The sequence below is a fragment of the Mycolicibacterium gadium genome (genome assembly GCF_010728925.1).
Lineage (GTDB): Bacteria > Actinomycetota > Actinomycetes > Mycobacteriales > Mycobacteriaceae > Mycobacterium > Mycobacterium gadium.
Map to the genome: position 1 here is coordinate 3769456 of NZ_AP022608.1, position 20742 is coordinate 3790197.

The window sequence follows — 20742 nt, forward strand, 5'->3', positions numbered from 1 at the left end:
TTAGAGGAGCATCGATGACGCCCGATCTGAGGACCATTCCGCAGGTCCTGGACCGGATTGCTGACCAGTTCTCGGACCACGACGCCCTGGTCACGACCGATCGCCGGCTGACTTACGCGCAATTGCGCACCGAGGTGCGCCAGGCCGCCGCCGCCATGATCGACCTGGGCGTGCAGGCCGGGGACCGGGTCGCGATCTGGTCGCCGAACACCTGGCATTGGGTGGTCGCGTGCCTGGCCACGCACTATGCCGGCGCTGTGGTGGTGCCGCTGAACACCCGCTACACCGCGAGTGAGGCCACCGACATTCTCGCCCGCACCGCCGCTCCGCTGCTGTTCGCCGCGGGCGAGTTCCTCGGCGCCGACAAGGCCGCGTCCATCGATCGGGGTTCCCTGCCCGACCTACGGCACGTGATTCGCGTCCCGATCGAGCAGGCCGACGGCACGTGGGACGAGTTCGTGGCGCGGGGGACAAACCTGGCGGCGGTCGACGCGCGCGTCGCCGCGCTGACCCCCGACGACGTCTCCGACATCCTCTTCACATCCGGCACCACCGGTCGCAGTAAGGGCGCGCTGTGCGCGCATCGCCAGTCGCTCGACGCGCCCGCGGCGTGGGCCGCCTGCGGACAGCTCACGAGCGCCGACCGCTACCTGTGCATCAATCCGTTCTTCCACAACTTCGGCTACAAGGCCGGAATCCTGGCGTGCCTGCAGACCGGCGCGACGCTCATCCCGCAGCTGACGTTCGACCCGGAGAACGCGATGGCCGCGGTGGCCGAACACCGCATCACCGTGCTGCCGGGGCCGCCCACGATCTACCAGACCCTGCTGGACCATCCGAAGCGCGGCGACTACGACCTGACGTCGCTGCGATTCGCGGTGACCGGCGCGGCGACGATCCCCGTGGTTCTGATCGAACGCATGCAGAGCGAACTCGACATCGACATCGTGCTGACGGCGTACGGCCTGACCGAGGCCAGCGGGTTCGGCACGATGTGCCGCGCGGAGGACGACGCGGTCACCGTGGCCGCGACATGCGGGCGCCCGATCGCCGACTTCGAACTGCGCATCGACGACCCGTCCGAGGACGGGTCGGGTGAGGTGCTGCTGCGCGGGCCCAACGTGATGCTCGGATACCTCGATGATCCCGAAGCCACCGCCGCCGCAATCGATTCCGACGGCTGGCTACACACCGGCGACGTCGGCCGATTGGACGAGCGCGGAAACCTGACGATCACCGATCGGCTCAAGGACATGTACATCTGCGGCGGATTCAATGTGTATCCCGCCGAGATCGAGCAGGTGCTGGCGCGCCTCGACGGCGTCGCCGAGTCGGCCGTCATCGGGGTGCCCGACGATCGCTTGGGCGAGGTCGGCAAGGCGTTCCTCGTACTCAAGCCAGGCGCGGAACTAGACGAAAAACAGGTAATCACCTATACGCGTGAGCATCTCGCGAACTTCAAGGCGCCGCGTTTCGTGGAGTTCCTCGACGTGCTGCCGCGTAATCCGGGCGGCAAAGTGGTCAAGCCAGTCCTCCGCGGGATGAGGAAATAGGAAGCACTGATGGATCTCAATTTCGACGACGCGACCTTGGACTTCCAGTCCGAGGTGCGCGAATTCCTCTCGGCGAACAAGGACAAGTTCCCGACCAAGTCATACGACACGGCCGAGGGCTTCGAACAACACCGGACCTGGGACAAGGTGCTCTTCGACGCCGGCTTGTCGGTGATCACGTGGCCCGAGAAGTACGGCGGCCGCGACGCGACGCTGCTGCAGTGGGTGGTCTACGAGGAGGAGTACTTCCGCGCGGGCGCGCCCGGCCGAGCGAGCGCGAACGGCACGTCGATGCTCGCGCCGACCCTGTTCGCGCACGGCACCCAGGAGCAGCTCGACAGGGCGTTGCCCAAAATGGCCAGTGGCGAGGAGATCTGGGCGCAGGCCTGGTCGGAGCCCGAGTCGGGCAGCGACCTGGCGTCGCTGCGATCGACCGCCACCAAGACCGACGGTGGCTGGCTGCTCAACGGCCAGAAGATCTGGAGCTCGCGGGCGCCGTTCGGGGAGCGTGCGTTCGGGTTGTTCCGCTCGGATCCCGAGGCGCAGCGCCACAAAGGGCTGACGTACGTCATGTTCGACCTGAAGGCCGACGGGGTCACGGTGCGCCCGATTGCCCAGCTGGGCGGCGACACCGGTTTCGGGGAGATCTTCCTCGACGACGTGTTCGTGCCTGACAACGACGTGATCGGTGAGGTGAACGACGGCTGGCGCGCCGCAATGAGTACGTCGAGCAATGAGCGCGGGATGTCACTTCGCAGCCCGGCCCGCTTCATCGCGCCCGCCGAAAGACTGGTGTCCCAGTGGAAGGCCAACCCCGACCCCGTTTTCGTCGACCGGGTAGCCGACGCCTGGATCAAGGCGCAGGCCTACCGGCTGCACACGTTCGGCACCGTGACCAGAGTGAGTGGCGGCGGTGAACTGGGCGCCGAGTCGTCGGTGACCAAGGTGTTCTGGTCGGACCTCGACGTGGCGATCCATCAGACCGCGCTGGACATGCGCGGCGCCGACGCCGAGCTGGTCGACTCGTGGACCGAAGGTCTGCTTTTCGCACTGGGCGGCCCGATCTACGCGGGCACCAACGAGATTCAGCGCAACATCATCGCCGAGCGCCTACTGGGCCTGCCGCGGAAGTAGACAGATGAACTTCGAGATTGACGAACAGCAGCGCGACTTCGCCGCCAGCATCGACGCCGCACTCGGCGCGGCCGACATGCCCGCCGCGGTGCGCGCGTGGGCCGCGGGCGACCCCGCGCCTGGCCGCAAGGTGTGGGCACAGCTGGCCGACCTGGGTGTGACCGCCCTGATGGTGCCCGAGAAGTTCGACGGGATCGACGCGCACCCCGTCGATCTGGTGGTCGCCGCCGAGCGGTTGGGTCGGTGGTGCGTTCCCGGCCCGGTGACCGAATCGATCGCGGTGGCACCGGTTCTCCTCGCCAGCCACGATGACGGGGCCGAACGGAGCGCGGCGCTGGCGGCCGGTAAGTTGATCGCCACCGTGGCGATGCCCCCACAGGTACCGCGGGCGGTGGACGCCGACACCGCCGGCCTGATTCTGGTGGCGGCCGATGGAAAAGTCAGCGACGGCACCGCGGGCGAGCAGGCGCAATCCGTCGACCCGAGTCGAAAGTTGTTCAACGTCAGCGTGTCCGGGGACGGCCAGGCCGCCGATGTGGAACGCGCATACGAGTTCGGCGTGTTGGCGACTGCGGCGCAGCTGGTCGGGGCAGGGCAGGCGCTGCTCGACATGTCGGTCGAGTACGCCAAGCAGCGCAGCCAGTTCGGCACGGTGATCGGTACGTATCAGGCAATCAAACACAAACTCGCCGACGTGCACATTGCCCTGGAGCTCGCTCGGCCCCTGGTCTACGGGGCGGCGCTGTCGGTGGCCGACCAGACGCCGGAGACGGCGCGCGACGTCAGTGCCGCCAAGGTCGCCGCGGCGGACGCCGCGCTGCTGGCGGCACGCTCTGCGCTACAGACCCACGGCGCGATCGGATTCACGCAAGAGCACGACATGTCGCTGTCGCTGTTGCGGGTGCAGGCACTGCGTTCGGCGTGGGGCGATCCCACGCTGCACCGGCGACGGCTTCTGGAGGCACTGTGAGCGAAGAACGGGAACTGCTGCGGGGCACGGTAGCCGCCCTGGTCGAAAAGCACGCGTCGCCTGAGGCCGTACGGCAGGCGATGGAGTCCGAGCGAGGTTTCGACGAGTCGCTGTGGAAGTTGTTGTGCGAGCAGGTGGGCGCCGCCGCTCTGGTGGTACCCGAGGAGCTCGGCGGTGCGGGTGGTGAGCTCGCCGATGCCGCCGTCGTCCTCGAAGAACTCGGCAAGGGCCTGGTGCCGACGCCTCTGCTCGGCACGACGCTGGCTGAGCTGGCGCTGCTGACCGCCGAGCAACCCGACGCCTCCGCGCTGGAAGAACTCGCGGCCGGTACCAAGATCGGCACGGTCGCGTTCGATACGAATTTTGTGATCAGCGGCGACGTCGCTGACATCGTGATCACCGCGGACGGAGAGCGGCTGACGCTGCTGTCGGAGTTCACCGCGAACCGCGTCGACACCATGGATCCGACGCGTCGGCTGGCCCGCATCGAATCGCAGGGCGATACCGAGATCGGCGCCGACCCGGGGCTCGCCGATACGGCGGCGATCCTGCTGGCCGCCGAGCAGATCGGAGCGGCCGCACGGTGTCTCGATCTCACCGTCGCGTACACCAAGGACAGGGTTCAGTTCGGCAGGCCGATCGGCAGCTTCCAGGCGCTCAAGCACCGGATGGCCGACCTGTACGTCGCAGTGCAGTCGGCGCGCGCGGTGGTCAATGACGCGGTAGCCGAACCATCACCGACATCAGCGGCGCTGGCGCGTTTCTCGGCGAGCGAAGCGTTCTCCGAGGTGGTGGGCGAGGCAGTCCAGATGCACGGTGGCATCGCCATCACGTGGGAGCACGACATTCAGCTGTACTTCAAGCGAGCGCACGGCAGCGCGCAACTGCTCGGACCGCCTAGGGAGCATTTGCGTCGGCTCGAATCCGAAGTGTTCTAACGTTGGCTACGTGACGTCGCTGACCTTCGTCCTGGACCAGAATCTTGGGCTGCCGACCAGCGATGAGCCGTGGAAGAGCATTCTCACCGCCGCCGACATCGTCGCGAGCCAGACCGCCGATCTCGCCGCGATCGACGAGGCTCTCGACCGACACCAGCCGGACATCGCGTATGTGCCGACGGCCGACTTTCACCGGATCTTCCGAAGTGGCGACGACACCTACCGAGGCCTGGCGATCGCCACGTCGAAGTTCACCGGCGATCCTCGCCAGACCAGCCTGCTCGTCGTCAGGGCCGACGACCCCGCGACGGGGTGGGCCGACTTGCAGGGCGCTGACTACGGATACATCAACACGGCCTGTACGTCGAGCTACTTCTCACCGGCGATTCTGTTGGCCAGGCAGGGTAAATCGCGGGATGATTTCCTGCATATGGTCGCAGTCCCGGCGTGGCAAGGCCAGATCGATGCCGTTGTCTCCAAGCAAGTTCGGGCGACGATGGTCCTGGAGGATGTCTGGCGAGCACGGCCAGACAACGCCAAGGACACGAAAATCATCGGACAGTACGACAACTGCAAACCACCCGTGGTGATTGCACGCAAGGGACTGGACGAAGGCACCCGCACAATGCTTCTCGACGCAGTGGTCGCGTGGGTGCCTGATTGGAGCGGCGTGTACGGCGGGCTCAAGCCCTTCTATTACGCCGACGTGCACGGGTTCTTCCACGACCTCGATCAACTTCCGGCCCGATGAACGTCTCGTTGCGTGCCGGCATCCCGCCGTTCTATGTGATGGACGTGTGGCTGGCTGCTGCCGAGCGTCAGCGCAGTCACGGCGATCTGGTGAATCTCTCGGCGGGTCAGCCGAGTTCCGGCGCACCGCAAGCGGTGCGTGCGGCGGCAAAGGCAGCGCTGGATCATACGGTGCTTGGTTACACTGTGGCGCTTGGCATTCCAGAGCTGCGGGCGGCGATCGCAGCGTCGTATCAGACTCGGCGCGGGCTAACGGTCGACCCGGCGGACGTGGTGGTGACGACCGGGTCGAGTGGTGGTTTCCTGCTGGCGTTCCTCGCATGCTTCGACGCGGGCGACCGGGTGGCGATCGCGAGCCCGGGCTATCCGTGCTACCGAAACATTCTGTCGGCGCTGGGATGTGAGGTCATCGAGATTCCGTGCGGACCGGAGACGCGGTTCCAGCCGACGACGCAGATGCTGGCCGAACTCGATCCACCGTTGCAGGGCGTCATCGTCGCGAGCCCTGCCAACCCGACGGGGACGATCATTCCGCCGGAGGAACTGGCGGCGATCGCGTCCTGGTGCGAGTCGACTGGTGTTCGGCTGATCAGTGATGAGGTCTACCACGGGCTGGTCTATGAGGGTGCGCCCGAGACGAGTTGCGCATGGTCCACGTCGCGGCAAGCCGTTGTGGTGAACAGCTTTTCGAAGTACTACGCGATGACCGGGTGGCGGCTGGGCTGGCTACTGGTCCCGCAGGAATTGCAGCGGGCAGTCGACTGCCTCACCGGTAATTTCACCATCTGCCCGCCGACGCTGGCACAGGTCGCCGCGGTCGCGGCGTTCACGCCGGAGTCGATCGCCGAGGCAGACGCGCTGCTGCATCACTACTCGAGCAACCGGACACTTCTGCTCGACGGACTTCGCGGCATCGGCATCGACAAACTCGCGCCGACAGATGGTGCTTTCTACGTGTACGCCGACGTATCGCACCTGACGGCCGATTCGCTGTCGTTCTGCTCGAAGTTACTAGCCGATACCGGTGTCGCGATCGCGCCCGGCGTCGACTTCGACACGGTGCGGGGCGGATCGTTCGTGCGGCTGTCCTTTGCAGGCCCCGAGGTTGATATCGAGGAGGCTGTTCGCCGTATCGGCGCGTGGCTCGGCTAGAAGGTTGGCGGGTCTGAGTTATTTTGTGCGCGTTGGGCTTTGATGTGGGCGGCGCGGTCCTCGGCTCGGGTGCGTTTACGTTGGGGCATCATCAAACCCCGGTCAGTACTGAACGTGGGCGGCTGTGGTGGGGGTGGCAGGTCTCCGGTGTTGGTGTCCCAGTCCGGGAAGTACGCCCGTGATCCGGGGTATGTCGTATAGGTGTGCCCGGTCGGCGATGTCCACACCGCCGCGCCATCAGGCCGCAGTGTCAGGTCCCAATCCCCGGTCCAAAACGTTTTGAGCAAGTGATGTTTTCGGCATAAACACACCAGATTCGACGGATGCGTGGCGCCCAGCGGGTAGGGGATCACATGATCGATATCGCAGAACTCCGCGGCCGCAGTGCAGCCGGGAAACCGGCACGTCAGATCCCGCGCCCGCACCCAGCGCGCCAACCCCGCCGACGGCCGATACCCCCGTTCGGGCTCCTCGGCCGGGGTGCACAGCGGCCGTAGCTTGGCGCCATCACGCAAGAGTTCGGCCAGCAGCGGCGTGGGCATCACCTCGGTCCCCGACAACAACGCCGTGCCCGCCGTGACGGGAGCCGAGGGGGCAGAGGACTCTGACGGGGCTGCTTGCGCTCCGGATCTCTGCACGTTGTCGACGGTCGCTTGGTCGGTGTAGACGTTCACCACCACCGAGGACTTCGGTGCCGGCTGGGCGGCCCGGGCCGGGCAGGACGGGCTCTCACACGCACACGGCAGGTGATCGTTGCCCTGGCTCCACGCCCCCACCGCCGCCGCGCGCCGCTCACCGGCGGTGCGGGGATCGTGCTCACACACCGTGGCCACCATCGCGGCGATCTTCTTCTTCAACACCGCCGCATCCGCCGCCGACAACCGCCCCCACACCGAGGTCGTCCCGTCCTCATCCTCCAGATCCCCGACCACAAAATCGCGGGCGCGCGCCACAGCCTTGGCCACGATCACCGCCGACTCGTCGAACTCCAACACCAACGCATCGACGGCCGCGACGAGTTTGTCCTCGCCCAACGGACCCCACCGGCCCGCCCGCTTCGCGATGGCTTGATCGATTTGCGCCCACACCGACGCCTCGGTGATGAACTGGGTCCGCCAGGTGATCGCGCCGACCACCCGCGCACTCACCTCGCCTCGGGCGAACATCGCCGCCACCGCCGGCAGATGATCGCGCAACGCCACCGCGATCCGCATCTGCCCCGAGGCCTTACGCGGACTGATGTTCATCGCCGCAGCCACCTCCGCGGCCGCGCAATCCCACCAATCACAGGCCCACCGCGCACGCTCGTCATCGTCGAGAACCCGACGACACGTCAATTCAGCGATCGCCGCCAACCGCCGCGCCGCGCTCGCAGCCTCCGCCCGGGCACTGTCGGCGACGGCCGCAACGACAGCGGCGTCCTCGACACCCACGAACTCTGACTCGAACATGTGTTCGACACTACATCACTCCACTGACATTGATTCCGTTAAACGGGTTCGGGTGAGGATGGTCTTGCTCGTTCGCCGCCGGTGATGACTCGGCCTCTGACTGGTGTCGCCCGCCACGGTGATGGGACCGGTTTGAGCTGGGTTTAGCCACGGTCATGGGACCACCCGTTTGCCAGTAATGGGACCACCCGGCGCGTCGCGCCTGGAGTCGCTCGATTGCTGGGTCGGATTGCTTCACGTCAATCGATGTGGAGGTCCGCTGTGTATCGGGAGGTTTCGGTGATCGAGATTCGTGAGGTGCTGCGGGCATGGCTGTCGGGTTCGGGGTATCGGACGGTGGCTGCCCAGGCTGGGGTGGACCGCAAGACGGCGCGACGCTACGTCGATGCCGCAGTGGCGGCGGGTTGGATCGTGAGTGTGGTGTCGACCAGCTCAGTGACGAGTTGATCGGCGCGGTGGTAGCCGCGGTCCGCCCGGACCGTCCGCAAGGCCATGGTGTGGCGTGGGAATCGTTGTGCGCCAACCATGATCAGATCAAAGACTGGGTCAAGGACGGTTTGACGGTGGTCAAGATCGGTGATCTGCTGGCCCGCCGCGGGGTGGTGGTGCCTCAGCGGACCCTGCACCGCTATTGCGCTGAGCGCACCGACTATCGGGGCCGAGGGGGCACGGTGCCCGTGGTCGACGGGGAACCCGGCGTGGAGTGCCAGATCGACTTCGCTCGGATGGGCATGCTGTTCGACTCGGTCAGTGGGCGCCGCCGGGTGGTGCACGCATTGATCTTCACCGCGGTGTATTCGCGGCACATGTTCGTGTGGCTGACGTTCTCCCAGACGTTGCAAGCGGTCATCGATGGCTGTGAGGCGGCGTGGCGGTTCTTCGGCGGAGTCTTCAAGGTCCTGATCCCCGATAATATGAGTACTATTGTGGCCCACGCCGATTCGGTGAATCCGAGGTTCACCGTCGGCTGGCTGGAATACAGTCAGGCCCGCGGGTTCCTCACCGACCCGGCCCGGGTGGCCCACCCGCAGGACAAGCCGCGGGTCGAGCGGATGGTCCAGTACGTGCGGAACAACTTCTTCGCCGGGGAGGACTTCACCGATCTGGCCGACGCCCAGGCCCGCGCCCAGGCGTGGTGCGCCGAGAAGGCCGGCAAACGCATCCACGGCACCACCTGTGCCCGCCCGGCGGTGGTGTTCGCCGAGACCGAAGCCGCACTGCTGGTCGAGGCGCCCGCCGCACCTTACGCGGTACCGATCTACGCCCAAGTCAAAGTGCACCGCGACTACCACGTTCAAGTCGGCAAAGCACTCTACTCGATACCCGAACAGTATCGGGGACAGACGATTTCAGCCCGAGCCGACGGTGAACTGGTCAAGATGTTCCACCGCGGTCAGCTGGTCAAGACCCACCCACGACAACCCCCCGGTGGGCGCAGCACAGACCCGGTCGATCTGCCCGCGGCCAAGACCGGCTACGCCATGCGCGACCTGAACCGGCTGATCGCCACCGCCGCCGGGCACGGAACCAACATCGGCATCTACGCCGAACGGCTGCTGGATCACGACCTGCCGTGGACCCGGATGCGTCAGGTGTACCGACTGCTGGGGCTGGTCAAACGCTACGGCCCGGATCCCACCGATACCGCCTGTGGGCGTGCCCTGGACCTCGACGTCGTCTCGGTGACCAAGATCGCGGCCATGCTGGCCAAAGCCACCGAGAACGCCGAACAGCCGCCACCACGCGCCGCGTCCGGCTTGGCCCCGGCACGGTTCGCCCGCGACCCCGACGAATACCGCACCAGCCCACCCACGCCGGCCAAGCCGACCAGGCCGGACTGGCTGACCGTCATCGACGGCGGCGTCCTCGACGAGCCCGGACAGGAGCAACTGTGATGCCCAGACCCACCAAAGACGTTGTCATTGATCCAGTCTCGGCCGATCTGAAACACGTGATGCGTCAACTCAAACTCGGCCGCATGCTCGACACCCTGCCCGAGCGGCTCATCCTGGCCGGGCAACGACACATGTCCCATGCCGCGTTCCTCGAACTCGTCCTGGCCGATGAGGCCACCCGCAGAGACACCAGCTCAGCCGCCCGGCGCGCCCGCGACGCCGGCCTGGACCCGGCCATGCACCTCGAGGCGTGGGACGAGACCGCGGCCGTGCGCTACGACCGCACACTATGGGCCGACTTGACCAGCCTGCGGTTCCTCGACGGACCGCACGGGGCGCTACTGCTGGGTGCGGTCGGGGTCGGCAAAACCCATCTGGCAACCGCGCTCGGCCATATCGCGGTGCGCCGCAAGATCCCCACCCTGATGCTGCGAGCAGACTCGATGTTCAAGCGGCTCAGGGCATCTCGACTCGACAACAGCACCGAAGCCGAGATGCGGCGGCTCGCTCAAGTCCGGTTGCTGATTGTCGACGACTTCGCCCTGCAGCCCATGGACGCCACCGCGACCGCCGACTTCTACGAGCTGGTCGTGGCCCGCCACCAGAAGGCCTCCACCGTGCTGACATCCAACCGAACTCCCGACGAATGGCTGGCCGTCATGACCGACCCACTGCTGGCCCAGTCCGCCGTGGACCGGCTCACCTCCACAGCACACGAACTCGTCGTCGAAGGCCAGTCCTACCGCCGACGCCAGAAACCCTCAGTTGACAGCTGACCCAAGACGAAAGATCATGCCCCTTGAGCCAAACAGGTGGTCCCTACCCGCTGGCGAACCGGTGGTCCCATCACCGTGGCAAATGACAGACTGGCGCCCTGCTGGGTTGTCTTCCAATTGATTTGTCTCACCGGCGACGTGCGGGCAAGTACCACAACAGCCCTGGTAGGGCGGACATGACTTAATCAGGAGCCTGTCCGCTGCCTCATCAATGTCTTGTCTGCCCGCCCTACCGGGTTGTCACTCGGCCGCACGGTTCATTGCACGGAGAGGACACCACCATCGTGACATCCCCACGCCGCGTCGTCATCGGCGCTGACACCCACCTCGACACCATCCACGTGGCTGCGATCACCGATACCGGCGGACTGCTTGGCGATGCCGAATTCCTAACCAACCCGAGCGGCTACTGGGCCGCGATCTGCTGGGCGCGTAGTTTCGGCGAGGTCGTCGCTGTCGGTGTTGAGGGCACCAGCTCCTACGGTGCAGGCTTGACACAAGCATTGCAGATCAACGACATTCACGTCGTCGAGGTCAACCGTCCCGACCGCTCGGCGCGGCGCCGCCAAGGCAAATCCGACCCTCTCGATGCTTATAGCGCTGCTCGTGCGGTGTTGGCCGGCCACGGCCTTGCCGTGCCCAAAGACCCCCACACCGGGGCCCTCAAAGCGCTGCTGATCGCTCGTCGCGGCGCGATCAAAGCCCGCACCGCGGCTATCCAGCAGATCAAGGACCTGCTCGTGACCGCCCCGGCCGACCTTCGGGAACGCTAGCGCCGTTACCCCACCACCCTGCGTCTGGTCGAAGCGCTGGCCGGCTGCCGCCCCAGCGCACACGAGAACCCCACAACGGTGTCGGTGCTGATCGCCTGCAAAGCGCTCGCGCAGCGCATCGGGTACCTCGAGCGCCAAGACCGTGAGCTGACCGCTGAGCTCGACGCCTTGACCGCCGCGCTCAACCCCGCTTTGCGGGCGGCCTACGGAGTGGGCCCCGACACCGCCGCCCAACTGCTCATCACCGCCGGCACCAACAGTCACCGACTACGCAGCGAAGCAGCGTTCGCCATGCTGACTGGGGTCGCGCCGATCCCGGCCTCATCGGGAAAAACCAACCGGCATCGGCTTTCCCGCGGCGGAGACCGCGCCGCCGACAACGCCCTGCACCGCATCGCTTTGGTCCGCTGGTCTCACGACCGACGAACCCGCGACTACGTCGCCCGCCAACTGGCCGCCGGGCGCAGCAAGAAAGACGTCCTACGTCTACTCAAACGGGCCATCGCTCGCGAGATGTTCCGACACCTCACCCAGCCCTGCCCCATCGACGACTACAGCGACCTACGTCCAGCCCGCCAAGCCCGCAACATCACGTTGACCGCCAGCGGCAGCACACTTCAACGTCTGGCCAATCACGATCTCCCGACTCGAACGCGGCCTCAAACGCGACGACACCCTCGCAACCAACTACCGCCAATGGCTAAACACCCTGATCATCGACGCTGCTTGACCCATAACAGAGATAGGAGCATCTAATCAGGCCGCCGAACCCAACGCATTAAGGAAACGCCAAGACTGATCCGTCAGCTTGATAACCGGAAGAAAGGAGAACTCAGATGATCGTCACCGTGACACCCACCTACGAAGACGACGACCACATCATTCGATCGGAGAACTAGCGTTTCAGATTCGCATACCAGTCGAGCAGGTCCGGATCGTCGACAGCGGTGCGTTCCACGATTTTCGCTGCGTCAGCGCCTGCGAACAGTTTCTTGATCGGCACCTCGAGCTTCTTCCCGGTGCGCGTATGCGGCACCCCGGGAGCCTCGATGATCTCGTCGGGCACATGCCGCGGGGAAACCTCGTCGCGGATGGCCTTCTTGATCCGCTCACGCAGATCATCGGTCAGCTCAGCGCCGTCGGCCAGCACGACGAACAACGGCATCCAATACCCGCCGTCCTCCTGCTCACACCCGATCACCAACGCCTCGGCGATTTCCGGCAGGCGCTCCACCGACTGGTAGATGTCAGCGCTGCCCATCCGGATCCCGTGCCGATTCAGCGTCGAGTCCGACCGCCCGTGCACGATGACGCTGCCGTGCTCGGTGATCGTGATCCAGTCACCATGGCGCCACACTCCGGGAAACATCTCGAAATAAGCGCTGCGATAACGCGATCCGTCGTCGTCGTTCCAGAAGTAGATCGGCATCGACGGCATCGGCTTCGTGACGACCAACTCGCCGACCTCACCGCGCACAGGGTTACCCGACTCGTCCCACGCGTCCAGCGCGCAACCGAGGAACGGGGCCGACAGCTCCCCAGGCCACACCGGCACGGTGCGCACACCGCCGATAAAGGCCGAGACCACGTCCGTGCCACCACTGATCGAAGCGACCTGGACATGTTCACCGACGTTGTCGCGCAACCACAGTGAGGACGATGGTGGCAACGACGATCCGGTGATGCCCACCGTCCGCAGCGCCGTCAGGTCATGCTCATTGCGCGGAACGGCGCCCGCCTTGGCGCATCCGAGCACATAGCCGGGACTGGTACCCAAGGCAGTCACTCGCAGCCGCGCCGCGATGTCCCACAGCGCATCCGGCGCGGGCGAGTTCGGACTTCCCGAATAGCAGACGATCGTCGCACCCACCAGCAGCCCGGCGATCTGGAAGTTCCACATCATCCAGCTGGGGCTGGTGTACCAGAAGAACGTGTCATTTTGCCCGATATTCGACTGCAGAGCAACGGCTTTCAAATGCTCTAGCACGACTCCACCGTGCCCGTGGACTATTCCCTTGGGCTTACCCGTGGTCCCAGACGAATACAGGATCCACAGCGGATGGTCGAAGCCGACGGGCACCGTCGTGAGCTCGCCGCCGGTCGCGGTGAGCTCAGAGGCCAGCACAGTCTCTTTCAGCGTCGGCAGTCCCTCGCGCAGGGCTTCGACATCCTCATTCTTGTCGTAGTGCTTTCCGCCGAAGTCGTATCCGTCGGCCGTCACCAACACCACGGGCTCGAGCTGACCCAGCCGATCCAGCGCGGCCTTCGCCGAATAGTCCTGGCCGCAGGCGCTCCAGATCGCCCCTACGCTCGCCGTCGCCAGGAAGGCGATGACGGCTTCGGGGATGTTGGGCAGGTATCCCGCGACGCGATCGCTCACGCCGACTCCGAGCGAACGCAGCTTTTCCGCGAATGCCGCGGTGCGCCCGAGCAATTCGGTCCAGGAGACTTCGATGTCAGGGCCGTCCTCGACGACATGGATGATCGCGGGCCGGTCGGTGCGTGCGTTGCGGATGACCCGGTCGACATAGTTCAGCGTGACACCCGGAAACCATTGCGCGCCCGGCATCGTATCGCTCTCGAGGACTTTCTCGCCGCGCTGCCCGAGCTCGAAATAGTCCCACAACGTCGCCCAGAACGCGGCGGGCTCGTCCACCGACCACTGCCACAGCGATTGGTAGTCGGCGGTCGGCGCGCCGGTGCGATCAGCCGCGAAGCGCGCGAAGTCGGTCACTCGGGCTGCGGCGACGTCCTCGTCCGTCGGCACCCATTGCGGTGCGGCACCGGTCATCGCGCGCTCCAGCCCCCGTCCATGGTGTACGACGCCCCCGTCACCATTCCCGCGGTCGGCGACGCCAGCCAGCCAACCAATGCCGCTACTTCTTCCGGTTCCACCAGACGTTTGATGGCGCTCTCCTTCAGGAGGATGTCGGTGACCACCTTATCCTCCGGGATGCCGTGCACCTTGGCCTGATCGGCGATCTGCTTGGTCACCAGCGGGGTTCGCACATATCCCGGGTTCACGCAGTTGCTCGTCACGCCGTACGCCGCGCCCTCGAGCGCAGTCACTTTCGAAAGGCCCTCGAGACCGTGCTTGGCCGTGACGTAGGCGACCTTGTACTCCGATGCCCTGATCCCGTGCACCGAGGAGATGTTGATGATCCGGCCAAAGTTCTGCCGATACATGTGCGGGAGCACGGCGCGGATGAGAAGGAACGGCGATTCCACCATCAGCGTCATCAGGTGGCGGAAGCGGTCAGGCGCGAATTCGGGGATCGGGCTGACGTGCTGAACACCGGCATTGTTGACCAGGATGTCGGCTTCGAGCTGCGACTCTTCGAGCGCCGACACATCGGAAAGGTCTACGGGCCATGCCTTTCCGCCGATATCGTCGGCTACGGCCTTGGCGCCGACGTCGTCCCGATCGGCCACGGTGACCACCGCGCCGCGGGCGGCCAGCTCCCGCGCGCACGCCTCGCCGATGCCGCTCGCACCGCCGGTCACCAGCGCGGTGCGTCCCGCAAGCTCGGTCATACGACCCCGGCCTTGGCGAGGTCTTCGCGGTCGGCGACGTCGATGGCCTCCAGGTCGAGGCCGTTCGTCTCACGCATCACGAGCACGGCGATCAGCGTGACAACCGAAGCGGCTGCCAGGTATATCGCGATCGGCACCCAGGAGCCGTAGATCTCCAGCAGCTTGACGGCGATGATCGGTGCGAGGGATCCCGCAACGATGGAGGTGACCTGATAGCCAAGCGACACACCGGAATACCGCATCCGGGTCGGAAACATCTCGGCCATGATCGCGGGCTGCGGTGCGTACATCAGCGCGTGGATCATCAGTCCGATGACGATCGCGGCGATGATGAGCAGATAGTTGGCGGTGTCCATCATCGGGAATGCGAAGAACCCCCACGTCGCCGCCAGAATCGTGCCGACGAGGTAGACGGGCCTGCGGCCGTACCGATCGGCCAGCTTGCCCACGAACGGGATCACCAGGAAGTGCGCCGCGTGCGCGACGAGCATGTACCGCAGAATCGCGTTGGTGTCGACACCGACCTGCACCTTGAGATACGTGATCGACACGATGACGACGAGGTAGTACATGATGTTCTCGGCGAATCGCAGTCCCATGGCCGTGAACACGCCGCGCGGGTACCGCTTGAGCACCTCGACCACGCCGTAGGACACGGCCTTGACGCGCTCCACCTCCTGCTGTGCCTCGAGGAAAATGGGCGCATCGCTGACCTTCGTCCGGATGTAGTAGCCGATCAGCACGACCACTGCCGACAGCCAGAAAGCCACTCGCCAGCCCCAGGACAGGAACGCCTCTTCCGACAGGGTCGCGGTCAGCACCCACAGCACGACCGTCGCAAGCATGTTGCCCACTGGTACCGCGGCCTGCGGCCAGCTGGCCCAAAAGGCCCTGCTCCGGTTCGGGCTGTGTTCGGCCACCAGTAGCACGGCGCCACCCCACTCGCCGCCGACGGCGAACCCCTGAAGGAACCGCAACACCACCAGCAGCGTCGGGGCCCAGATGCCGATCTGGGCGTACGTCGGCAGGCAACCCATCAGGAACGTGACGGCACCGACGAGCAGGATGGCGAACTGCAGCAGCTTCTTGCGCCCGAACTTGTCCCCGAAATGCCCGAACACCACGCCGCCCAATGGGCGCGCGACGAAGCCGACCGCGTAGGTCAAGAATGCCGCGAAGATGGCGCCGTAAGCGCTGTCACTCTCCGGGAAGAAGACCTTGTTGAAGACCAGCGTGGCCGCGGTGCCGTAGAGGAAGAACTCATACCACTCGACGACGGTGCCGGCCATAGAGGCGGCGACCACCCTTTTGAGGCCCGCCGGAGCGGAGGTGCCGTCACCCCCGGTGGTTTTCGGGTCGTTGTGAATCGTCATCGAACGCTCCTCGATTGTGATGCAACGCACAGACCTTTGTGAGTATTCATGCAGGTACCCCCACCTGCAATGGTCAAAACTGCAGGAGTTATCTGCAAAAATGCAGATATGGCTGTGTCCTCTCGCTCATCGGGTCGCCAGCCCAGCGCCGACGACCTTCTCGTGTTGCTGGCGGTCGGGCGGTCGGGCCGCTACACCATCGCCGCGGAGGAGCTCGGCCTCAACCACACGACGATCTCGCGCCGCATCAACGCGCTGGAACAGTCAGTCGGCGGCCGGGTGCTGGCCAGGGTCGCCGGCGGCTGGGAGCTGACGGATCTCGGGCGCGAGGCATTGTCGGCCGCCGAAGCCGTCGAGTCGGCAGTGCGTTCGCTGTCGGTCAACACCGGCGGCCAGCGCGCGCTCGAAGGCGTGGTTCGGATATCGGCGACCGACGGCTTTTCCGCCTACATCGCCGCGCCCGCCGCGGCCCAGGTGCAACGCAACCACCCCGACGTCGCGGTGGAGATCGTCGCCGCGACCCGGCGCGCCACCCAACAACGATCCGGCCTGGATGTTGAAGTCGTGGTCGGGGAGCCGAAAGTACACCGCGCCAAGGCGATCCGACTCGGCGACTACTGTCTTGGTCTCTACGGTGCACGTGATTACCTGGCCGACAACGGAACACCGGCGAACATCGCCGACCTCGCCCGCTATCCGCTGGTGTACTTCATCGACTCGATGCTTCAGGTCGACGACCTCGACGTCGCCACGAGCTTCGCGCCGGCCATGCGCGAATCGGTGACGTCCACCAACGTGTTCGTGCACGTCGAGGCGACGCGGGCGGCGGCGGGCATCGGTCTGCTGCCGTGTTTCATGGCCGACCGCCACGACGACCTCGTGCGGGTGCTGCCCGACGAGGTGGCGGTCCGGTTGACGTATTGGCTTGTCACGCGTGCGGAGACGTTGCGCAGACCCGAGGTCGCGGCCGTCGTGAACGCGATACAGCAGCGGATGACCGAGCAGCGTGACGTGCTGTTGGGAGTGCGTTGAGGAGGGTATGCACCGTCGATGCACTTCGTTCGCACCGGCACCGGCAAGCCTCTACTACTCGTCCACGGCATATCCCAGCTGCACAACTGGGATCCCATCGTCCCTGCGCTCGCACGCGACCGTGAGGTCATCACTGTCGACCTGCCCGGCTTCGGAGATAGTCCGCCATTGGCCGGCGAGGTGAGCATCGCCACGCTGACCGACGCGGTTGAGCAGTTCATCGAAGAGCACCAACTCGCGACGGTCGACGTGGTCGGCAGTTCGATGGGTGCGCGCATCGCGTTGGAATTGGCTCGCCGCGGCCACCCCGGCGCCGTCGTCGCCCTTGATCCCGGTGGCTTCTGGACCGACACCGAGGTCAAGGTGTTCGGCGCCAGCGTCGGAGGTTCATTGAAACTCGTGCGGGCGATCGATCCGATTCTGCCTGCCCTGACGCGCAGCGTCGCAGGGCGCACCGCGCTCCTGCTCCAGTTCTCGGCCAAACCGTGGCGCCTGGATCGCGACCTGGTGCTCACCGAGCTGCGCGCGTTCAAGAAGGCGCCGAGCCTCGATGACGCGATGCACGCTCTGGTGCACGGACCCAAACAGGCTGGGGCACCTTCGGGTTCTCTGCGCGCACCCGTGGTCATCGGGTGGGGAGACAAAGACCGGGTGACCCTTCCGCGGCAGGCGCGCCGAGCCGCAGAGCTGTATCCAGATGCGGACTTGCACTGGTTCACCGACAGTGGCCACTTCCCGCACTGGGATCAGCCCGCCGAGACGATCGAGCTGATCCTGGAGACGACGAGCTAGTTCGCGAGCGCTTCCTCAACGGCCAGCGCTTGTTTCCAACACAAGCTTCTCCGACCTGCATCTACGTAGGAACTACGTAGACTGGTGATGCAATTGCTCCGACGAACGACGGGACGACACCTATGCGGCGGGTCTGGTGGACGACAGCGACCATGATGACCATCGTCGCGCTCGTCGTCGGGCTCGGCGCATGCAGCAGCTCGTCGCCGCCGCCACAACCGCAGGCGATCATCGACAAGGGCACGCCGTACGGCGATCTACTGATCCCGAAGTTGCAGACGTCGGTCACCGATGGCGCCGTCGGGGTCGCCGTCGAATCGCCTGTCACGGTGAGCGCCGAAGACGGCGTCCTTGGTCCGGTGACGCTCGTCAACGACGCGGGCCGCATGGTCAAGGGGGAACTGAGTCCCGACGGTCTCATCTGGCGCTCGGCCGAGCCGCTTGGTTACAACAAGCAGTACACCCTGACCGCCGAAGCGTTGGGCCTCGGCGGGGCGACGCAGAGCAACGCGACGTTCGAAACTCACTCGCCCCGAAATCTGACGATGCCCTACGTCTTCCCCAAGGACGGTGAAGTAGTGGGCGTCGGTCAACCGGTCGCGGTGCGGTTCGACGAGAACATCCCCGACCGATTCGCCGCGCAGCAGGCGATCACCGTGAAGACCGATCCCCCGGTAGAGGGCGCCTTCTACTGGGTGAACAATCGCGAAGTCCGCTGGCGCCCAGCCGAATACTGGAAGCCCGGGACGAGGGTCGATATCAGCGTCAAGACCTACGGTGTCGACCTGGGCGACGGACTCTTCGGCCAGGACGACGTGACGAGTCACTTCACCATCGGTGACGAGGTCATCGCGACCGCCGATGACACCACCAAGACGATGACAGTGCGCATCAACGGCGAAGTCGTGAAGACGATGCCGATCTCCATGGGCAAGAACGCAACTCCGACCGACAACGGCACCTACATCATCGGCGACCGCTACTACTTCCTCGTGATGGACTCGTCGACATACGGTGTTCCGGTCAATTCACCCGACGGATACCGCACCGAGGTCAACTGGGCAACCCAGATGTCCTACAGCGGAATCTATGTCCATTCGGCGCCGTGGTCCGTCGGCAGCCAGGGCCGGTCGAACGTCAGCCACGGTTGCCTGAACGTCAGCCCACAGAACGCCGAGTGGTTCTACGAGAGCACCAAACGCGGCGACATCGTCGAGGTCGTCAACACCGTCGGGCCGACGTTGTCCGGCGTCGACGGACTCGGCGACTGGAACATCCCCTGGGAGCAGTGGAAGGCCGGAAACGCCGGAGTGTAGTCGTCAGTGGTGGCACAGCATGTTGACGACGACGGGCGCGGTGACGATCGCCGAGATGGTCGCCGACACCAAAAGCCGGTGAGCCCAACGTGTCCCGCGCTGTGCCGGATCCATGAGCCGGGTCACCCGCGCGATCACCGCGTTGGCGGCTACGGCCATACCCGCAACGGGCGATGACGCCGAGCCCGCGAGCATGATCATCCCCGCGATCAACGGCCGCGTGCCATGCCGGCGCGCAGCCGAATCGTCGGCGCGCATCTCCAGTAAGTCGGCCACCTGCGCGGCACCGCGGGTGAACAACGGCAACAACGGTAACGACGACGCGAGCGCGCGCAGCACCATCAGCAGGTGGTGATGGTGGCCGGACAGGTGAGCGTCCTCATGTGCGAGCACCGCCGCGAGTTGCGCTTCGTCAAGCGTTTCCACCGCCGCCGACGTGACGACGATCGCGTGCGGCCGCCCCACGACGCAGTATGCGGCGGGCCGATCGGCGGCCACCACGAAGACATCGGGCCGATCAGTGGGGACGCCGACGACCCGGGCGGTATGAGCGTGTTCGCGACTGTGCAGCCGCAACCCGCGAACAGCCCGGGTCACTTTGACCGTGACCACCGCCGACGCCACCAGGCCGATGACGATGAGCGCCGCCATGCTCAACGGACTCGGCGCCGCCGCGGGCAGACCCACAAGCTTCAGGCAGAACATCATCGCCGAGGAGTTCGAAAGTCCCTGCACGCCCGCTGCGACCAGGATCGTCACGGCCGCCGCCCATGCGAGCAGCGCACCGGTGATCGCCGAGAGCCATGCGGCAACCCCAAGGCGCGGGCTCACCCCGCGGCAGGTGAGCCGGGAGAGCAGCGGGGGCGACACCCACGTCACCAGCGCCGCATACACCAGCAGCAGAATCGCGACCGTCATCGACGCCGCTTCCCGGTACCTGTGCGGCGCAGCGCCGCCTTCAACTGAGCGGACTCCGTCTCGGTCATCTGGTTGACGAAGAAAGCCAAAACCGCTTCGGTGTCGCCGCCGGCGTCGAAAGCGGCTCGCATGAGATTCGCCGAACGTTGCTCGCGCGTCATCGTCGGCCAGTACCGGTACGCCTTACCCTCGCGCTCTCGCTTCACCCAGCCCTTGCGGTGCAGGTTGTCCATCGTGGACAGCACGGTTGTATATGCAATCTGTCGCGCGCCGGAGAGTTCTTCGAAGACCTCGCGGACGGTCACACCGCGCTCGCGACCCCACACACGTTCCATGACGGTCGCCTCGAGGTCGCCGAATCCGCGCTGCTGCATTGATACCTCCT

General features: G+C 65.7%; 16 protein-coding genes and 2 pseudogenes. 12 read left to right on the top strand and 6 right to left on the bottom strand.

What is annotated here, in order from left to right; all coding sequences use genetic code 11:
- Positions 1-14: 14 nt before the first annotated feature.
- Genes fadD3 through G6N36_RS18630 form a run of 6 tightly spaced genes read left to right on the top strand, consistent with a single transcriptional unit; the run spans position 15 to position 6497 of the window.
- A complete protein-coding gene (gene fadD3, locus G6N36_RS18605; RefSeq protein WP_163688389.1) occupies positions 15-1553 on the top strand; it encodes a 3-((3aS,4S,7aS)-7a-methyl-1,5-dioxo-octahydro-1H-inden-4-yl)propanoate--CoA ligase FadD3 in 1539 nt (512 codons plus the stop codon).
- Between the two features lie 9 nt (positions 1554-1562).
- On the top strand, positions 1563-2687 hold the full coding sequence (locus G6N36_RS18610; protein ID WP_163688390.1) for an acyl-CoA dehydrogenase family protein: 1125 nt from the start codon (positions 1563-1565) through the stop codon (positions 2685-2687).
- 4 nt (positions 2688-2691) lie between these two features.
- On the top strand, positions 2692-3657 hold the full coding sequence (locus tag G6N36_RS18615; RefSeq protein WP_163688391.1) for an acyl-CoA dehydrogenase family protein: 966 nt from the start codon (positions 2692-2694) through the stop codon (positions 3655-3657).
- A complete protein-coding gene (gene ipdE2 / locus G6N36_RS18620) occupies positions 3654-4595 on the top strand; it encodes an acyl-CoA dehydrogenase IpdE2 (RefSeq protein WP_163688392.1) in 942 nt (313 codons plus the stop codon). Before G6N36_RS18615 ends, ipdE2 begins: the two co-directional genes overlap by 4 nt.
- Positions 4596-4605: 10 nt before the next feature.
- Positions 4606-5346: a phosphate/phosphite/phosphonate ABC transporter substrate-binding protein gene (locus G6N36_RS18625; RefSeq protein ID WP_235690100.1), complete on the top strand. Its 741-nt coding sequence runs from the start codon at positions 4606-4608 to the stop codon at positions 5344-5346.
- Positions 5343-6497 (top strand): pyridoxal phosphate-dependent aminotransferase, encoded by a 1155-nt coding sequence (locus G6N36_RS18630; protein ID WP_163688393.1) that lies wholly within the window; start codon positions 5343-5345, stop codon positions 6495-6497. The genes G6N36_RS18625 and G6N36_RS18630 overlap by 4 nt, the downstream gene beginning before the upstream one ends.
- Here the strand turns inward: G6N36_RS18630 and G6N36_RS18635 are convergent.
- Positions 6494-7948 (bottom strand): HNH endonuclease signature motif containing protein, encoded by a 1455-nt coding sequence (locus G6N36_RS18635; RefSeq protein WP_163688394.1) that lies wholly within the window; start codon positions 7946-7948, stop codon positions 6494-6496. The genes G6N36_RS18630 and G6N36_RS18635 overlap by 4 nt on opposite strands.
- 246 nt (positions 7949-8194) lie before the next feature.
- On the opposite strand from G6N36_RS18635, the pseudogene istA reads away from it, so the two are divergent.
- From istA to G6N36_RS30445, 3 genes and pseudogenes are all read left to right on the top strand, one after another.
- Positions 8195-9843 (top strand): annotated as a pseudogene (gene istA, locus G6N36_RS18640) (IS21 family transposase).
- Complete coding sequence (locus G6N36_RS18645) at positions 9843-10619, top strand: ATP-binding protein (protein WP_163688395.1); 777 nt, start codon at positions 9843-9845, stop codon at positions 10617-10619. The pseudogene istA and the gene G6N36_RS18645 overlap by 1 nt, the downstream one beginning before the upstream one ends.
- Positions 10620-10903: 284 nt before the next feature.
- Positions 10904-12122, top strand: a pseudogene (locus tag G6N36_RS30445) (IS110 family RNA-guided transposase).
- Positions 12123-12287: 165 nt separating this feature from the next.
- Here the strand turns inward: G6N36_RS30445 and G6N36_RS18655 are convergent.
- The 3 genes from G6N36_RS18655 to G6N36_RS18665 are packed head-to-tail and all read right to left on the bottom strand — an operon-like array spanning position 12288 to position 16299.
- Positions 12288-14183 carry an acetoacetate--CoA ligase gene (locus G6N36_RS18655; protein WP_163688396.1) on the bottom strand — a complete coding sequence of 632 codons (1896 nt, stop codon included), beginning with the start codon at positions 14181-14183 and terminating at the stop codon, positions 12288-12290.
- Complete coding sequence (locus G6N36_RS18660) at positions 14180-14926, bottom strand: 3-hydroxybutyrate dehydrogenase (RefSeq protein WP_163688397.1); 747 nt, start codon at positions 14924-14926, stop codon at positions 14180-14182. Before G6N36_RS18660 ends, G6N36_RS18655 begins: the two co-directional genes overlap by 4 nt.
- Positions 14923-16299 (bottom strand): MFS transporter, encoded by a 1377-nt coding sequence (locus G6N36_RS18665; protein WP_163688398.1) that lies wholly within the window; start codon positions 16297-16299, stop codon positions 14923-14925. The genes G6N36_RS18660 and G6N36_RS18665 overlap by 4 nt, the downstream gene beginning before the upstream one ends.
- Positions 16300-16407: 108 nt before the next feature.
- Here G6N36_RS18665 and G6N36_RS18670 point away from each other — a divergent pair, with 108 nt between their 5' ends.
- The 3 genes from G6N36_RS18670 to G6N36_RS18680 all read left to right on the top strand — a co-directional run bounded on the left by G6N36_RS18670 (position 16408) and on the right by G6N36_RS18680 (position 19439).
- Positions 16408-17331, top strand: coding sequence for a LysR family transcriptional regulator (locus G6N36_RS18670; protein ID WP_179964812.1), 924 nt, complete (start codon positions 16408-16410; stop codon positions 17329-17331).
- Positions 17332-17349: 18 nt separating this feature from the next.
- A complete protein-coding gene (locus tag G6N36_RS18675; RefSeq protein ID WP_163688400.1) occupies positions 17350-18123 on the top strand; it encodes an alpha/beta fold hydrolase in 774 nt (257 codons plus the stop codon).
- A gap of 152 nt (positions 18124-18275) precedes the next feature.
- The gene (locus tag G6N36_RS18680) at positions 18276-19439 is read left to right on the top strand and encodes a L,D-transpeptidase (protein WP_276067285.1); all 1164 of its coding nucleotides are present in this window, start codon (positions 18276-18278) and stop codon (positions 19437-19439) included.
- 3 nt (positions 19440-19442) lie between these two features.
- On the opposite strand, the gene G6N36_RS18685 is transcribed toward G6N36_RS18680, so the two are convergent.
- Both G6N36_RS18685 and G6N36_RS18690 read right to left on the bottom strand, forming a co-directional pair.
- Complete coding sequence (locus tag G6N36_RS18685) at positions 19443-20357, bottom strand: M56 family metallopeptidase (protein WP_163688402.1); 915 nt, start codon at positions 20355-20357, stop codon at positions 19443-19445.
- Complete coding sequence (locus G6N36_RS18690; protein WP_163688403.1) at positions 20354-20731, bottom strand: BlaI/MecI/CopY family transcriptional regulator; 378 nt, start codon at positions 20729-20731, stop codon at positions 20354-20356. Before G6N36_RS18690 ends, G6N36_RS18685 begins: the two co-directional genes overlap by 4 nt.
- Positions 20732-20742 lie beyond the last annotated feature (11 nt).

Excerpts from the sequence above, each read along its gene's own strand:
- fadD3 (WP_163688389.1), top strand. The coding sequence starts at position 15 with ATGACGCCCGATCTGAGGACCATTCCGCAGGTCCTGGACCGGATTGCT.
- G6N36_RS18610 (WP_163688390.1), top strand. The coding sequence starts at position 1,563 with ATGGATCTCAATTTCGACGACGCGACCTTGGACTTCCAGTCCGAGGTG.
- G6N36_RS18615 (WP_163688391.1), top strand. The coding sequence starts at position 2,692 with ATGAACTTCGAGATTGACGAACAGCAGCGCGACTTCGCCGCCAGCATC.
- G6N36_RS18630 (WP_163688393.1), top strand. The coding sequence starts at position 5,343 with ATGAACGTCTCGTTGCGTGCCGGCATCCCGCCGTTCTATGTGATGGAC.
- G6N36_RS18635 (WP_163688394.1), bottom strand. The coding sequence starts at position 7,948 with ATGTTCGAGTCAGAGTTCGTGGGTGTCGAGGACGCCGCTGTCGTTGCG.
- G6N36_RS18645 (WP_163688395.1), top strand. The coding sequence starts at position 9,843 with ATGCCCAGACCCACCAAAGACGTTGTCATTGATCCAGTCTCGGCCGAT.
- G6N36_RS18655 (WP_163688396.1), bottom strand. The coding sequence starts at position 14,183 with ATGACCGGTGCCGCACCGCAATGGGTGCCGACGGACGAGGACGTCGCC.
- G6N36_RS18660 (WP_163688397.1), bottom strand. The coding sequence starts at position 14,926 with ATGACCGAGCTTGCGGGACGCACCGCGCTGGTGACCGGCGGTGCGAGC.
- G6N36_RS18665 (WP_163688398.1), bottom strand. The coding sequence starts at position 16,299 with ATGACGATTCACAACGACCCGAAAACCACCGGGGGTGACGGCACCTCC.
- G6N36_RS18670 (WP_179964812.1), top strand. The coding sequence starts at position 16,408 with ATGGCTGTGTCCTCTCGCTCATCGGGTCGCCAGCCCAGCGCCGACGAC.
- G6N36_RS18675 (WP_163688400.1), top strand. The coding sequence starts at position 17,350 with ATGCACTTCGTTCGCACCGGCACCGGCAAGCCTCTACTACTCGTCCAC.
- G6N36_RS18680 (WP_276067285.1), top strand. The coding sequence starts at position 18,276 with ATGATGACCATCGTCGCGCTCGTCGTCGGGCTCGGCGCATGCAGCAGC.
- G6N36_RS18685 (WP_163688402.1), bottom strand. The coding sequence starts at position 20,357 with ATGACGGTCGCGATTCTGCTGCTGGTGTATGCGGCGCTGGTGACGTGG.
- G6N36_RS18690 (WP_163688403.1), bottom strand. The coding sequence starts at position 20,731 with ATGCAGCAGCGCGGATTCGGCGACCTCGAGGCGACCGTCATGGAACGT.